Annotated in this window: 14 protein-coding genes and 1 other RNA gene; 6 read left to right on the top strand and 9 right to left on the bottom strand. The window is 62.8% G+C overall.

Annotation, left to right across the window (positions count from 1 at the left end; all coding sequences use genetic code 11):
• Positions 1–49: 49 nt before the first annotated feature.
• The 7 genes from AC3CB8_RS07675 to ffs all read right to left on the bottom strand — a co-directional run bounded on the left by AC3CB8_RS07675 (position 50) and on the right by ffs (position 6,136).
• On the bottom strand, positions 50–1,309 hold the full coding sequence (locus AC3CB8_RS07675) for a lytic murein transglycosylase (protein WP_352563241.1): 1,260 nt from the start codon (positions 1,307–1,309) through the stop codon (positions 50–52).
• A gap of 13 nt (positions 1,310–1,322) precedes the next feature.
• Positions 1,323–1,928, bottom strand: coding sequence for a recombination mediator RecR (gene recR / locus AC3CB8_RS07670; protein ID WP_015314042.1), 606 nt, complete (start codon positions 1,926–1,928; stop codon positions 1,323–1,325).
• 77 nt (positions 1,929–2,005) lie between these two features.
• Complete coding sequence (locus AC3CB8_RS07665; protein ID WP_352594948.1) at positions 2,006–3,013, bottom strand: cell wall hydrolase; 1,008 nt, start codon at positions 3,011–3,013, stop codon at positions 2,006–2,008.
• 249 nt (positions 3,014–3,262) lie between these two features.
• The gene (locus AC3CB8_RS07660) at positions 3,263–3,670 is read right to left on the bottom strand and encodes a hypothetical protein (protein ID WP_352594946.1); all 408 of its coding nucleotides are present in this window, start codon (positions 3,668–3,670) and stop codon (positions 3,263–3,265) included.
• An 83-nt stretch (positions 3,671–3,753) separates the two neighbouring features.
• On the bottom strand, positions 3,754–4,077 hold the full coding sequence (locus AC3CB8_RS07655; RefSeq protein WP_015314045.1) for a YbaB/EbfC family nucleoid-associated protein: 324 nt from the start codon (positions 4,075–4,077) through the stop codon (positions 3,754–3,756).
• 31 nt (positions 4,078–4,108) lie between these two features.
• On the bottom strand, positions 4,109–5,935 hold the full coding sequence (locus tag AC3CB8_RS07650; RefSeq protein ID WP_488377274.1) for a DNA polymerase III subunit gamma/tau: 1,827 nt from the start codon (positions 5,933–5,935) through the stop codon (positions 4,109–4,111).
• A gap of 104 nt (positions 5,936–6,039) precedes the next feature.
• Positions 6,040–6,136, bottom strand: an RNA gene (ffs, locus tag AC3CB8_RS07645) — signal recognition particle sRNA small type.
• A gap of 144 nt (positions 6,137–6,280) precedes the next feature.
• Here ffs and AC3CB8_RS07640 point away from each other — a divergent pair.
• The 3 genes from AC3CB8_RS07640 to AC3CB8_RS07630 are packed head-to-tail and all read left to right on the top strand — an operon-like array spanning position 6,281 to position 8,026.
• Positions 6,281–6,700, top strand: coding sequence for an HIT domain-containing protein (locus AC3CB8_RS07640; protein ID WP_023772652.1), 420 nt, complete (start codon positions 6,281–6,283; stop codon positions 6,698–6,700).
• A 51-nt stretch (positions 6,701–6,751) separates the two neighbouring features.
• Positions 6,752–7,696 carry an NAD(+) diphosphatase gene (gene nudC, locus AC3CB8_RS07635; RefSeq protein WP_023783407.1) on the top strand — a complete coding sequence of 315 codons (945 nt, stop codon included), beginning with the start codon at positions 6,752–6,754 and terminating at the stop codon, positions 7,694–7,696.
• Positions 7,697–7,726: 30 nt separating this feature from the next.
• Positions 7,727–8,026, top strand: coding sequence for a Dabb family protein (locus AC3CB8_RS07630; RefSeq protein WP_023772650.1), 300 nt, complete (start codon positions 7,727–7,729; stop codon positions 8,024–8,026).
• A gap of 1 nt (position 8,027) precedes the next feature.
• Here the strand turns inward: AC3CB8_RS07630 and AC3CB8_RS07625 are convergent, their stop codons facing one another.
• Positions 8,028–8,891 (bottom strand): prephenate dehydratase, encoded by an 864-nt coding sequence (locus tag AC3CB8_RS07625; protein WP_023772649.1) that lies wholly within the window; start codon positions 8,889–8,891, stop codon positions 8,028–8,030.
• Positions 8,892–8,900: 9 nt separating this feature from the next.
• Positions 8,901–9,629 (bottom strand): 3-deoxy-manno-octulosonate cytidylyltransferase, encoded by a 729-nt coding sequence (locus AC3CB8_RS07620; RefSeq protein WP_352563245.1) that lies wholly within the window; start codon positions 9,627–9,629, stop codon positions 8,901–8,903.
• A gap of 193 nt (positions 9,630–9,822) precedes the next feature.
• Here AC3CB8_RS07620 and AC3CB8_RS07615 point away from each other — a divergent pair, with 193 nt between their 5' ends.
• The 3 genes from AC3CB8_RS07615 (at position 9,823) to AC3CB8_RS07605 (ending at position 14,428) form a co-directional block, all read left to right on the top strand.
• Positions 9,823–10,518 (top strand): c-type cytochrome, encoded by a 696-nt coding sequence (locus tag AC3CB8_RS07615; protein ID WP_023783405.1) that lies wholly within the window; start codon positions 9,823–9,825, stop codon positions 10,516–10,518.
• Between the two features lie 164 nt (positions 10,519–10,682).
• The gene (locus AC3CB8_RS07610) at positions 10,683–12,560 is read left to right on the top strand and encodes an extracellular solute-binding protein (protein WP_352547658.1); all 1,878 of its coding nucleotides are present in this window, start codon (positions 10,683–10,685) and stop codon (positions 12,558–12,560) included.
• Positions 12,560–14,428 carry an extracellular solute-binding protein gene (locus AC3CB8_RS07605; protein ID WP_352563246.1) on the top strand — a complete coding sequence of 623 codons (1,869 nt, stop codon included), beginning with the start codon at positions 12,560–12,562 and terminating at the stop codon, positions 14,426–14,428. The genes AC3CB8_RS07610 and AC3CB8_RS07605 overlap by 1 nt, the downstream gene beginning before the upstream one ends.
• The last annotated feature ends 6 nt before the right edge of the window (positions 14,429–14,434 follow it).

Genomic DNA, 14,434 nt, shown 5'->3' with positions numbered 1-14,434 from the left:
CACCAGCCATTCGAGGGCATCGATGGAGAAAAATCTGCTAAATTCGGAGTTATTTCAGCGCCGCGACGAGGCCGGCATCGGGAAAGCAGGTGGCGGCCTGGCCATTCTTTTCCTGCCATCTGCCGATCGAGCGACGGGTCTTGAAGCCGGGCAGGCCGTCGGCGCTGCCGACATCATAGCCCTTGGCTTCCAAGGCCCGCTGCAAGGCGGCGATGTCGGAGCGGCGGAGATCGCCGACCGCACCCCAGCCAGCGGTAAAATTCTGATCGCCATGGGCGATGCGGTCGGCGCCATGGCCGATGAACAGCGCATAGAGGTCGCTGGTGTTGTATTCCTTCAGCACGTAGAAATTGGGGGTGGCGATGAAGGCCGGACCGCTGCGCCCGGCCGGCATCAGCAGAAAACCTTCCGCCTTCAGCTCGCTTGCAGGGAACGCTTTGCCGCCGACGCGCTCGATGCCCATGGCAGCCCATTGCGCAATCTCTTTGCCCTGGTCCGGTCCCTCCAGCGAACAGGAGACGCTCTGGGGCACCATCACCTCGAAACCCCAGCCGCGTCCCCTCACCCAGCCGTAGTGGACAAGATAATTAGCGATCGAAGCCAGCACATCGGGCGTCGAATTCCAGATGTCGACGCGGCCGTCGCCGTCGAAATCGACGGCATGCTTGAGGAAAGAGGTCGGCATGAATTGAGGCTGGCCGAGCGCGCCGGCCCAGGACGATTTCATCGCGCCGACCGGGGCCAGTCCGCGCTGGACGATTTCCAGCGCCGCCAGCAGTTCTGTGCGGAAGAAATCCTTTTTCGTTGATATGAACGCCTTGGTGCCCAGCACCTCGAAGGCGTCGTAGGGCATCTTCGCCGCGCCGAAGCCGGTTTCGCGGCCCCAGATCGCCAGCAGGATTTCGCCCGGCACGCCATAGCGCTTCTCGATCGAGGCAAGCGTGCGGGCATTGGCGGCTTCGCGGGTGCGTCCGCCTGATGTGACCGCACGAACCGTCTTGTCGGCAAAATAGGCGCCGGGCGAACCGAACTCGGCCTGGTGCTGCTTCTGCGGCGTCTTGGGCTTCTCGCCCGGCATGACAAGGTCGGGGAGTTTGAGGTTCGGCTTCACGCCGCTGAAGGCGGCATCGAAAGTCTGCTTGGAGACGCCTTTCGCCTTGGCTTCCGGCCAGAGGTCGGTTTGAAGCCAGGCACGGAACTGGTCGTCGATCTTGGCGGCGGAAGCGGGGATGGTGAGGAAGACGGCGAGGAGCGCGGCTAGCAAGAATGCAAGACTAAATTTGCGAAGGTCGTGTTCCGTGGCAATCATCTCCAGGAACGCCTCAAAACGCCGTCCGCGAGCGCAGAGCTGCCGCCAGTGTGCCTTCGTCGAGATAGTCGAGTTCACCGCCCACCGGCACGCCGTGCGCCAGCCGCGTGATCTTGACCTCGAAACCGGAGAGCTGATCGGTGAGGTAGTGCGCGGTGGTCTGGCCCTCGACCGTCGCGTTGACGGCGAGGATGATTTCCTTGATTTCGCCCCCGGCGACGCGATCGATCAGCGAGCGGATGTTGAGCTGGTCGGGGCCGATACCGTCGAGCGGCGACAGCGTGCCGCCGAGCACGTGGTAGCGCACATTCATCGCCGCCGCCCGCTCCAACGCCCAGAGATCAGAGACGTCCTCGACGATGATCAGGGTGGCGGCATCGCGACGCGGGTCGGTGCAGATCATGCAGGGGTCAGAGGTGTCGACATTGCCGCAGGTCGAGCAGATGCGCACCTTGTCGGCGGCCTCGCCCATGGCGGCGGCGAGCGGCGACAGCAATTGTTCCTTCTTCTTGATCAGGTGCAGCGCGGCGCGCCTAGCCGAACGGGGGCCAAGCCCCGGGACCTTGGCCAGGAGCTGGATCAGGCGTTCGATCTCGGGACCCGCGATTCGCTTGGACATCGCTCTGATTTAGGATTTTTCCGAGCGCTTTGGAACATCTCCGTCGATGCACGGTTCGCCATGCTGCCATGCGAGAATCAGTTTGCTTCGAGCGGGCGGCCCTGGCTGACGATCATTGCGCCGATGGCATCGGTGTTTTCAGGCGTCGACTGGAATCCCATCGAGGCTTCTTGCGGAGCGTCCTGGATCGAGGAGATGACCCGTTTGTTCGAGGTTCCGCTGTTCAGGGTTCCGCCAAAACGGGCGGCATCCGGCTCTTCCATCGGCTCCTGCATGGCAACTTGCACCGGCTTCGCCGAGACCCGCGCGGATTTTGCCGTCGGCGCCGCGGCCGCGGTCGGATAAGTCTGCCGCGCGGGGACGGTATAGACAGGCTCCGGCTTGGCCGCCGGTTCCGCCGCGGCGGTCATGTAGACTTGCTGGGCTGGAGCGTTGCGAAGTGATGCCTTGGCCGGGCGCACCGTCTCGACGGATGCGACCCGCGTCGCGGGTACCCCCGGCAACGCCGCCGGCTGCTCGGCAGAGGCAATCATCGGCTCATCCGGCAGCGGCTGCCAGTTGCGGCCGCGCTTCTCGTAGAAGGCGTTGCCGCCGGCAACCATGGTGTAGTGCATGTTCTTGTAGGGGAAGCGCAGGCCGGCGGTGTGGAAATACATCGTGTTCTTGAGCTTGGTCTTGCGCTCGCCCTTGAGCACGGCGTCGGCGGCCTCTTCGACATCGGGCAATGCGCGCGAATTCATCGATCTGGTCATGACGCCCGGCGCGAACTGCCCGGGCTCACCGACCACTTGGCAGATGGTGCTGCCATGGTTGCCCGAGCGCAGCCGGTTCATCACCACCGTGCCGACGGCGATCATGCCGTCGCGGCTCGACCGGTTGGATTCGAAGAACATCGCCCGTTCCAGGCATTCCCTGTCCTTCGGCGTGTGACTGTAGGCGCGCGAACTCAGGAAGCTCGGCGTGATGGCGTCGGTCAGGCTGGCGACGGACATGCCGTGCGAGGTTGTCTGGCTGCAAGCGGCCAAGAAAAGGGGAGACGTAACGACGCCGAGCAACAGCGGCGTCTTCCATCGCATCGCGATCAACAGGTAACCCTCTCACTTCAATGCCCGCCCCAGGCTGCGGCAAGAATGAGACACTTTCGGGCAAAATGATGGCCAAAACGTTATTAACGGCATACTGTTGCCGAATTGACACAAATAGAGGCTTTCCAGATAGATCGAGCCATCGTTTCACACAGACGATGACCGCCCTCTCTTCGTTTTGCCGCAATTCCCTTGGGGAAACGCCAAGTGCTTTTTCCCGGCAGGACCGCGCCACGCGTCCAAAACTCCCTATTGCCCGGCGGCGATTGCTGCCGGCTGGCCAGGCTCGACCTCTTCGATCTTCTCCGAAAACAGGCCGCGCCTGAGAAACAGCGCCCGCGCCTCCCTGGCCGTCGGCGCGATCTTGCCCGGCCAGTCGCTGTCGATGAACTCGGCCTTGGTGAAATCAGGATTTGTTTCCGAGGCCGCCTCCAGGAATTCGGCGATTTCCAGCACGATGGCACGTTCATCCCTTGAAAGCGCCGACGTGCCGGCCTCGATCGACGGTCGGTGCACGAAATCCTCGAACAGGTTAAAGTAGCCCTTGACGCCGACGAGATCGACACCGGCATCGCAGTCGGCGAGTATTTCCAGAATCTCGTAGATCCTGTTGCGGATACGCTGCTCGATCAGTCTTTCGGACGGCTCGTCGATCATGGGCGCCGGTCTCAGCCTTCATGCATATCGTTGCCTGCGCATCCTCGGGTCGAGCCCGCGGGCATGCTTTTGGGCGACATGCATCAGAAAGGCAGTTTCATTCCCGGGGGAATGGGCAGGCCGGCGGTCAGCGCCTTGGTCTTTTCCTGCATGATCTGCTCGACCTTGGCCTTGGCGTCATTGTGCGCGGCAAGAATCAAATCCTCGAGGATTTCGACGTCGTCCTCCTTGAACAAAGACGGGTCGATCTTCAGCGACTTGATATCGAATTTTCCGCTCAGCGTGACGCTGACCAGGCCGCCGCCAGCCTGGCCGAGGGCCTCGACCGTGGCAATCTCATCCTGCATGGCCTGGAACTTGGCCTGCATTTCCTTCGCCTTGCCCATCAGGCCGAGAAGATCTTTCATGGTCCGATCCTTTGCGGATTAGTGCTGAATATCAGGGTTCGTCTTCTTCGGCCGGCGGCTCGACCGGCATTTCGGCCTCGCTCGCGTCGGCGTCCGGCGTGTCGGGAATGCGCACGTCGATGATCTTGGCGCCGGGAAAGCGGGCCAGGATGGAGGCCACGGTCGGGTCGTTCCTGGCATCGAGGAAAGCGTTTTCACGCTTCGTCGATTCCATCTCGGCCAGCGTCTGCCCGCCCTCCTCCTTCGACAGCGACACCAGCCAGTTGCGGCCGGTCCAAGCGCGTAGTTTCGTCGTCAGGTCGTTGAGCAGCATCTTGGGCGCATCGTCGGTCAGGCTTACGTCGATGCGGCCCGGTTCGATGCGCACGAGGCGGATGCAGCTCTTGATCAGCACCTTGAAGGCGATGTCGCGTTTCGCGTCGGCAAGGGCAAGGATGTCGGCCAGCGATTTCAGCGGTACGGCTTGCGTCTCCGGCGCCGATTGCGGGGGCGCGACAAATGCAGTCGGAGTCGGCGTGGCCTCGACCAGCCGCATGGTCTGCGCGCCGCCCGAGCCGCCAGGCATGCGCGCCTGCGCCACGGCGCCGGCGCCATTGCCGGGATTCACGGGGCCGGGACTCATCGGCGCGCCGTTCGGGCGCGGCGCGGCGCCAGTTGCAGAGGCGCCGCTCTCCAGCGATCTCAGCGCCTCGTCCAATGTCGGCAGGTCGGCGGCATGGGCCAGCCGGATCAACACCATTTCGGCGGCACTGACCGGCCGGTTGGAGGACTGTACCTCGGGAATGCCCTTGAGCAGCATCTGCCAGGTCCGCGACAGCACCCTGACCGACAAAGCCCGGGCGAAATCGGCGCCGCGCTGACGCTCGTCCTGCGACAGCGAGGCATCGTCCATCGCGGTCGGCACGAAGCGTAGCCTGGTGACGAGATGGTTGAACTCGGCAAGATCGGTGAGCACGGCGGCCGGATCGGCGCCGGTATCATATTGGGCGCGAAACTCCCCAAGGGCTGCCGCCACGTCGCCCTTCATCACATGCTCGAACAGATCGACGATACGGGCGCGGTCGGCCAGGCCCAGCATGGCGCGCACAGCCTCGGCGCTGACCGAGCCGGCGCCATGGGCGATCGCCTGGTCGAGAATGGAGAGCGAATCGCGGGCGGAACCTTCCGCCGCGCGCGCGATCATCGCCAGCGCATCGTCGTCGACCGAAATGCCTTCCTTGCCGGCGATCGAGGAGAGATGCGAGACGAGCGCGCCGGCGTCGATGCGCCTCAGGTCGAATTGCTGGCAGCGCGACAGGACGGTGATCGGAACCTTGCGGATTTCGGTGGTGGCGAAGATGAACTTGACGTGCGGGGGCGGCTCTTCCAGCGTCTTCAGCAGGCCATTGAAGGCCTGCGTCGACAGCATGTGCACTTCATCGATGATGTAGACCTTGTAGCGGGCCGAGACCGGCGCATAGCGCACGCGTTCGATGATGTCCCTGATGTCGTCGATGCCGGTGTGCGAGGCGGCGTCCATCTCGATGACGTCGACATGGCGGCCTTCCATGATCGCCTGGCAGTGCTCGCCAAGCACGGCGAGGTCGACCGAGGGCTGATCCGTGGTGGCGGTTTTATAGTTCAGCGCACGCGCCAAAATGCGCGCGGTGGTGGTCTTGCCGACGCCGCGCACGCCGGTCAGCATCCAGGCCTGGGCAATGCGGCCGGTGGCAAAGGCGTTGGTGAGGGTGCGCACCATCGGCTCCTGGCCGACGAGTTCGGAAAAATTCGACGGACGGTATTTGCGCGCCAGCACGCGGTAGGCAGCGGCCTTGCCCGTCGCCAGACTATCGGGGCCCGAATTTCCGGCTTCGCTCATTCGCCCGTTAAGCTCCAAAAGGCCGCGCCCAAAGGCGCCGATTCCTGCGCATAGTCTCGCCCGCGCTGCAATGCGTCGTCAATGTCGCGAGGAGGGCCGATGAGGTGGGAGGCTGGAACAATGACCCGTTCCGGGCTCGTTAGGGCTGCTTCCTTCCGGACCTGACCCGGTTGGCGAGTGGATCGTCCACCACCAACCTCCCGCTGTCCATATCGGCAATTGCGCGACGAAATGCAAGTGCGCAGGCAAATCGGAACCGCGAACCACCAGATTCGCTTGCAGCACCGGTGCTGCCGCTCTAGCGTTCATGGTTTAAGGAAACCAAGAAAAGCAAGGGAAACGCCGATGCTGCCGGGCCTGAAGGCCGGATTCACGCTGGATGCCCGGCTGGAGGCCGACAGCGAGCAATTGATGTGGCTGGGGCTGTGCGAATTGCGGGTGATGAACGACCGCCGTTGGCCATGGCTGCTCCTGGTGCCGCAGCGGCCAGGCGTGGAGGAGATCCATGACATGACGCCGCTCGACCAGGCGATGCTGACCTTCGAGACCAATATGGTGGCGCAGGCGCTGAAGAAGGTGAGCGGCTGCACCAAGATCAACACCGGTGCGCTCGGCAACATCGTGCGCCAACTGCATGTCCATATCATCGCACGGTCCGAGGGCGATCCCGGCTGGCCCGGCCCGGCCTGGGGGCACGGGCTGCGCGAGCCCTATGAGCGTTCCGATCTGCGCCGGTTTGCCGAAACGATAAGGGCAGCGCTATAAGCCTTGCCGTGTCCATCCCAAGCGTGTCCATCCCAAAGCACCAGAGTCCACATGACCTTCCGCCTGTTTGACGCGCCCGTGCGCGAGCCGAGCCAATTCGTCGGCTTTGCCGGCAACACGATCGACCGGCAATCCGAGAACCGCGCCGACGATTCGGTCGACAAGGCGCTTGCCGATCCGACGACGCGGCTGCTGTTGATGAATGGCGGCAGGCTCCTGCTGAAGCCCGGCGAGGGCGGCCGCCTCGACCCATGGTTCGGCATCGCCGAAAGCGAGCCCTTCAGCCCTTCGGTCGACCAGGGCGTCCTGCTCGGCGTTTCCGAACAGGGGCCGGTGCTGGCGGTGCTGGCGGGCGTCGATGCCGAACAGCTACCTGAAACCATCAAGGCGATCGATTACCGATCGGTCTATATGCAAGGGCTGATCGACGAGGCCGCCGCCGGCGCGATGGCGCAGGGCGCCGCCTTGCTTGCCTGGCACGCCAGCCACCGTTTCTGCAGCAAATGCGGCACGCAATCGCAGATGCGGGCGGGCGGCTACAAGCGGCATTGCCCGAATTGCGGCACCGAGCATTTTCCGCGCACCGACCCGGTGGCGATCATGCTGACGGCGACGCGGGAGAAATGCCTGCTCGGCCGCGGCCGGCATTTCGCGCCGGGCATGTATTCGGCGCTTGCCGGCTTCATCGAGCCGGGCGAGACGATCGAGGCGGCGGTGCGCCGCGAAACGCTGGAGGAGGCGGGTATCCGGCTCGGCCGCGTCGTCTACCACGCCAGCCAGCCCTGGCCGTTCCCCTATTCGCTGATGATCGGGTGCTTCGGCGAGCCGCTCAACGAGGACATCCAGGCCGATCTCGACGAACTGGAGGACTGCCGCTGGTTTTTGCGCGACGAGGTGCGCCTGATGCTGGAACGGACGCACCCCGACAACCTGGTCACGCCGCCGAAAGGTGCCATTGCGCACCACCTCATCCGCGCCTGGGTCGACAGCGAATAGCCAATATCGAAGTCATTGCAGGAGAGACAAATGATCCGTCACACCGTCGTCTTCACGCTGAAGCACCCACCGCATTCGCTGGACGAAAAGCGCTTCCTCGTCGACGCCAGGAAAATCCTCTCGGCGATCCGGGGCGTCACGCAATTCGAGCAATTGCGGCAGGTTAGCCCTAAGAACGACTATCGGTTCGGCTTCTCGATGGAGTTCGCCGACCAGGCCGCCTACACCAGGTACAACGACCATCCCGACCATGTCGCCTTCGTGCGCGACCGCTGGGTGCCGGAGGTCGAGACCTTCATGGAGATCGATTACGTGCCGTTGGGCTGGTAGCTCAATCCGCCACCTTCCACTGCTCGCGTGACTCGCTGGCTGGATAGACGCCGAGGATCCGCACTTCGCGCGAAAAGAACCGCAGTTCGTCGAGCGCCAGCTTGACCAGCGGATCGTCGGGGTGGCCCTCGATGTCGGCGTAGAACAGCGTCGCCGTAAAGGCGCCGAGTTGGTAGCTTTCCAGCTTGGTCATGTTGATGCCGTTGGTGGCGAAGCCGCCCATGGCCTTGTAGAGCGCGGCCGGCACGTTGCGGACGCGAAAGATGAAGGTCGTCATCATCTTGACGTCGGATGACGGGCGCTCGGCCCATTGCTTGCTCTTGGTCAGGACGACGAAGCGAGTGACGTTGCTGTCGGTGTCCTCGACATTCTCCTCGATAATGTCGAGCCCGTAGAGCGCAGCTGCCAACGCCGGCGACAGCGCGGCCATGGTGCGGTCCTTGACCTCGGACACCATCTTGGCGGCGCCCGCCGTGTCGCCGGCGACCACTCCCTTCCAACCGTTCTTGCGGATGTATTTGCGGCATTGGCCGAGGGCGTGGATATGGGTGTGCACGGTCTTGATCTCGTCGCGCCTGACGCCCGGCAGCACCATCAGCTGGAAATGGATCGGCAGGAAATATTCGCCGACGATGTGCAGTTTCGATTCCGGCAGAAGGTGGTGGATGTCGGCGACCCGCCCGGCGATGGTGTTCTCGATCGGGATCATGGCAAGATCGGCCTTGCCGGTCTCGACGGCATTGAACGCGTCCTCGAAGGTCGGGCACGGCAACGGCTCCATCGAGGGATAGACGTTGCGGCTGGCGGTGTCGGAATTGGCGCCGGGCTCGCCCTGGAAGGATATTCTATTGGTCTTTTCAGGCATGCTGATATCTCAGTTTGAAAGGATTTGCCTGGCACGGTCCAGGTCTTCAGGGGTGTCGACGCCAAGCGGCAGCGACTGCACGATCTCGGCGTCTATGCGCATGCCGGCTTCCAGGGCCCGCAGTTGCTCCAGCCGCTCGCGGCGCTCCAGCGCCGATGGCTCCAGCGCGACAAAACGCTCGAGTGCCGCGCGTCGATAGGCGTAAAGGCCGACATGGTGATAAAGCGGCCCCTCGCCCCAGGGTGCCGTGGCGCGGGTGAAGTAAAGCGCCCGCAACCGTGTGCCGGAGAGCGGCGACCCGACGATCTTTACGACGTTGGGATTGGTCTTTTCCTCATCGCGGACGATCTCGACGCCGAGCGTGGCGATATCCACCGAGGGGTCGTCGAACGGGCTGAGCGACGCGGCGATGACGAGGGGATCGATGGTCGGCAGGTCGCCCTGCACATTGACGATCGTTTCGACCTTGCCCAAGGGATCAAGAGCGATCAACGCCTCGTGGATGCGATCCGAACCCGACTCATGATCCATGCGCGTCATCACGGCCTCGAAACCATGCGCCCGCACCGCTTCGGCCACGCTTTGCGTGTCGGTCGCCACCACCACCCGGCCAAGCCCGGCCTCGGCCGCCCGGCGTGCCACATGAACGATCATCGGCGCGCCCGATATGTCGGCCAGCGGCTTGCCCGGCAGGCGTGTCGAGGCCATGCGGGCCGGGATCAGGATCAAGGTGGACATCGGTCTGGCAAGGCGTTCGAAAAGAGGAGGGGAAAAGTGGCAAAAGGTCTCACTGGAAGCGCCCTTATAGGTGTTGCAACGCCCGAGCAAAAGACCTAGTTTCCGCCCGATTTGACCGGCTCCGGAGGGCGGGTCTCGATACCGACGGACGGAGTGGACGGATCAGTCCGCCGGAAAAGGGAGCAAGGGGCGTATGGATTCCAACGAAGTCAACAAGCTGCTCGCCGGATTGCTCGGAACCGTTTTCGTCGTTTTCTCCGTCGGCCTGGTGTCTGACGCGCTGTTTGCCTCGCCCGCTCCCGAAAAACCAGGCTTCGCCATCGAAGCCGCCGAGCCGGTGGAGGGCGGCCCTGCGGCGCCGGCCGCCGCGGCCAAGCCGATCGCCGATCTGCTGGCCACGGCCAATGTCGAGGCGGGTGCCGCCGTGTTCAAGAAGTGCCAGGCCTGCCATTCCGGCGAAAAGGGCGGTCCTAACAAGGTCGGCCCGGATCTGTGGGACCTCGTCGACCGCCCTGTCGCCGAACATGAAGGCTTCGCCTATTCGGCCGGCATGAAGGAATTCTCCAAGGGCGGCACGGAGAAGTGGACCTATGACAACATCAACCACTTCATCACCTCGCCGAAGAAATTCGTGAAGGGAACGGCCATGGGCTTTGCCGGCCTGCCGAAGGACGAGGACCGCGCCAACGTCATCGCCTACCTGCGCACGCTGTCGGACAATCCCAAGCCGCTGCCGGCACCTGGCGCCGCCGCGGACGCCTCCGCACCCGCCAAACCGGCCGATGGGGCCGCTCCGGCGAAGCCGGCTGACGGCGCCGCACCGCCCAAGCCCGCGGCGCCTGCCGCTCCGGCAGCACCGGCTCCTGCTGCACCGGCGCCCGCCAAATAACCGGATTATTATCGCTACGATCTTGAAAAAGCCGGGTTCAGCCCGGCTTTTTGTTGGGAAAATGCCTGTGCGGCGACAAAGCCGCGCACGGCGGTTTTCACGAGCGCCAAATCATCTAGATTGCCTTTCTGGATGATCTGGCACGCATCGCGAGAGGATAGTGCATGATGGTTGGCCGAACGCTTCTGAGGTCGATGCTGGCGACGGCCCTGCTGGCGGCGGGGTTGCAGGCGACCCGGGCCGACGAGTGGCGGACCACCTCATCGCTGATCGGCGAGTCCAAATACGGCGAGAATTTTCAGCACTACGACTACGTCAATCCGAGCGCGCCCAAGGGCGGCACGCTGAATTCGGTGCTGCTTGGCACCTACGACAGCTTCAATCCCTATGTCGTCCAGGGATCGCCGGCGGCGGGTCTTGTCGGCTTCGGCGGCGGCCTGCTCTACGACACGCTGATGGAGCAGGCGACCGATGAGGGCAGCGTCAGCCATCCTCTGATCGCCGACGCCTACAAATACCCGGCCGACTATTCCTCGGCGACTTACCGGCTCGACCCCCGCGCCAAATGGCATGACGGCCAGCCGATCACGGTCGACGACGTGATCTGGTCCTTCCAGGTGCTGAAGGCGAACAGCCCGCAATACAGCCGTTATTTCGAGAACGTCACCGATGCGGTGGCGATCTCCGACCGCGAGGTCGAGTTCCATTTCAACCAGAAGGGCAACCGCGAACTGCCGAAGATCCTTGGCGATCTCGCTGTGCTGCCGAAGCATTGGTGGGAAGGCACGGACGCCAACGGCAAGAAGCGCGACGTCACCAAACCGACGCTGGAAATTCCACTCGGTTCGGCTGCCTACAAGATCGCCAGCTTCAAGCCGGGCTCGGAGATCGTCTGGCAGCGCGTGCCCGACTACTGGGCGGCCAAGCTGCCGGTTAAGATCGGCCGCGAGAATTTCGACACGCGCCGATACACCTACATCCTCGACGACAATGCCGCCTGGCTTGCCTTCACCAAGGGCGGGTTGGAAGACGTCAACCGCGAATACAGCTCCCGCAAATGGGCGACAGCCTATAATTTTCCGGCCATCCGGGCCGGCGACGTCATCAAAAAGGACTTCCAGACCCGATCGCCGCAGCCGATGCAGGGCTTTGTCCTAAACCAGAGGCGGCCGCTGTTTCAGGACCGACTGGTCCGCGAGGCATTGACCATACCCTTCGATTTCGAGAGCATGAATCGCACCTTGTTCTTCGGCTTCAACACACGCACATCGAGCTATTTCCAAGGTACCGAACTGGCGTCCAGCGGATTGCCGCGGGGCAAGGAACTGGAAATCCTGGAAAAGTATCGCGACAAGCTGCCGCCAGAACTCTTCTCTCAGGAGTTCAAGCTGCCCGTCTACGACTCGCCGCAAGCGGAGCGAAAGTATCTGAAGCAGGCCGTCGATCTCTTCGCCAAGACCGGATGGATCATCAAGGGCGGCAAGATGGTCAACGCCAAGACAGGCGCACCGTTCAAGTTCGAGATCCTCGGCTGGAACGACACAGACCAGGTGATCGCCAGCCCCTACATAGCCAACCTGCGTAAGATCGGCGTCGACGCTACCCTGCGCATCATCGACCAGACGCAGTATATCAACCGCGTCAACAATTTCGATTTCGATGTTGTGACGGGTCTGTTCGGCCAGTCGGAGTCGCCCGGCAACGAGCAGCGCGATTTCTGGAGTTCCAAGGCCGCCGATGCGCCTGGTTCGCGCAACCTGATGGGTATCAAGGATCCAGTCGTCGACGCGCTGGTCGATCGCATCATCTTTGCCACCGATCGCGATGATCTCGTCGCCGCCACCCACGCACTCGACCGCATCCTGCTGTGGAACTTCTACGTCGTCCCGCAATATTACCGCTCCGCGGTCTGGCTGGCCTATTGGAACAAGTTCAAGTTTCCCGACAAACAGCCTGCCTATGTCGGTGCCGACATCGATTCCTGGTGGATCGACCCGGACAAGGAAAAGGCGCTGGCGGCCAAGTACAAGGGTCTGAATTGATGGCGGCCCTGCCCCGCCGCGATTTCCTGGCTTTGGGCGGCGCTGCCGCTGCCGCAGCGCTGATGCCGGGCAAAGCCTTTGCAAACATTGCGACCGGCACCAAGCTGCACGGCCTTTCCGCCTTCGGCGACCTCAAATACAAGCCTGATTTCCCACATTTCGACTATGTCCAAGTCGACGCGCCCGTTGGCGGCATCTTCAATTTCTCGCCACCGAATTGGGGCTACAACCAGGATACCCAGACTTTCAACACGCTGAACTCCTTCGCCAACAAGGGCGATGCGCCGCCACGCATGGAGATGTGTTTCGACACGCTGATGGTGCGGGCGCTCGATGAACCCGACGCGGTCTATGGCCAGATCGCGGATGGCGTGACGCTCTCCGACGACCGCAATGGCTTCACCTTCTCGCTTCGACCCGAGGCGCGTTTCCATGACGGCGCGCCGCTGACGGCGCGGGATGCTGCCTTCACCTTCAAGCTCTACAAGGAGAAGGGCCATCCCGACCTATCGCTGTCGCTGACGCACATGGTCGATGCCGTTGCCGTCGACGACCGAACGCTTCGGCTTACTTTTTCCGGCAAACAATCGGCCCGCACCGTGCTCAACGTCGTGGAATTCCCGATCCTTTCGAAGGCTTTTTACACTGCCAATCCATTCGACTCTTCACAGTTGAATCCCCCGCTCGGCTCCGGCGCCTACAAAGTCGGCCGCTTCTCGGCGGGTGCATGGATCGAATACGACCGCGTGGCGGACTATTGGGGCCGAGATCTGCCGGTCAATCGCGGCCTGAACAATTTCGACCGCATCCGCATTGAATTCTATCAGAATCGCAACGCCGGATTCGAAGCTTTCAAGAAGGGTGAGATCACTTATCGCGAGGAATTCGTGTCACGGGTTTGGGCCACCGCCTATGATTTCCCTGCAATGACCGCGGGCAAAGTGGCCAAGCATGAATTCCCGGCCGAAAAGCGACCCTCAATGCAGGCTACCGCGGTTAATCAGCGGCGAGAGCAGTTTCGCGACCCTAGGGTGAGGCGGGCGATCGCGCTATGTTTCGATTTCGAGTGGGCGCGCCGCAACTTCTTCTACGGCTCGTACGAGCGTTCGCAATCCTGCTTCGAGAAATCCGACTTTCGCGCCGAAGGGGCACCATCACCGGAAGAACTGGCTCTGCTGGAGCCGCTGCGAAGCCAGCTGCCGGCAGAGGTCTTCGGCGAGGCAGTGACCCAGCCCGCATCCGACGGCTCCGGTCGCGACCGCAAACTGCTTGGCCAAGCGGCAAAGCTTCTGTCCGCCGCCGGGTGGAAGCGATCAGGCGACTTTGTCGTTAACGACAAGGGGGGCCGGCTTTCAGCCGAGTTCATGGTCGATGACGACACCTTCGTCCAGGTCTATTCGCCCTGGGTCGCCAACATGAAGGCGATCGGCATCGACGCCACGATACGGTTGGTTGATTCGGCGCAATACCAGTCTAGGCAGGCGAGTTTCGACTTCGACCTCTTGTCCGCGGCTTTTTCGTTCAGCGCGACGCCGACTCGGGATGATCTCGAAGTCTTCTTCCATTCGAGCACCGCCGGCGTCTCCGGCTCCCGCAACTTGCCGGGTATCTCCGATCCCGCTGTCGACACGCTGATCAATGCCGTGGGCGCGGCAAAGGACCGTGAAAACCTGACCGTGGCGATGCGAGCGCTCGACCGGGTCTTGCGTGCGCGATGCGATTGGATTCCTAGTTGGTTCTTGGCGAATCACCGAGTCGCCTATTGGGACATGTTCGGCTTTCCTGAACAAAAGCCCGATTTCGGCTTTCCGGTCGAGGCGCTGTGGTGGTTCGATAAGGATAAGGCGGCAAAAATTGGCAAAGGCTGAGATATC

The organism is Mesorhizobium sp. P160927 (genome assembly GCF_057766385.1).
This window is presented reverse-complemented; position numbering and strand designations above follow the sequence as displayed.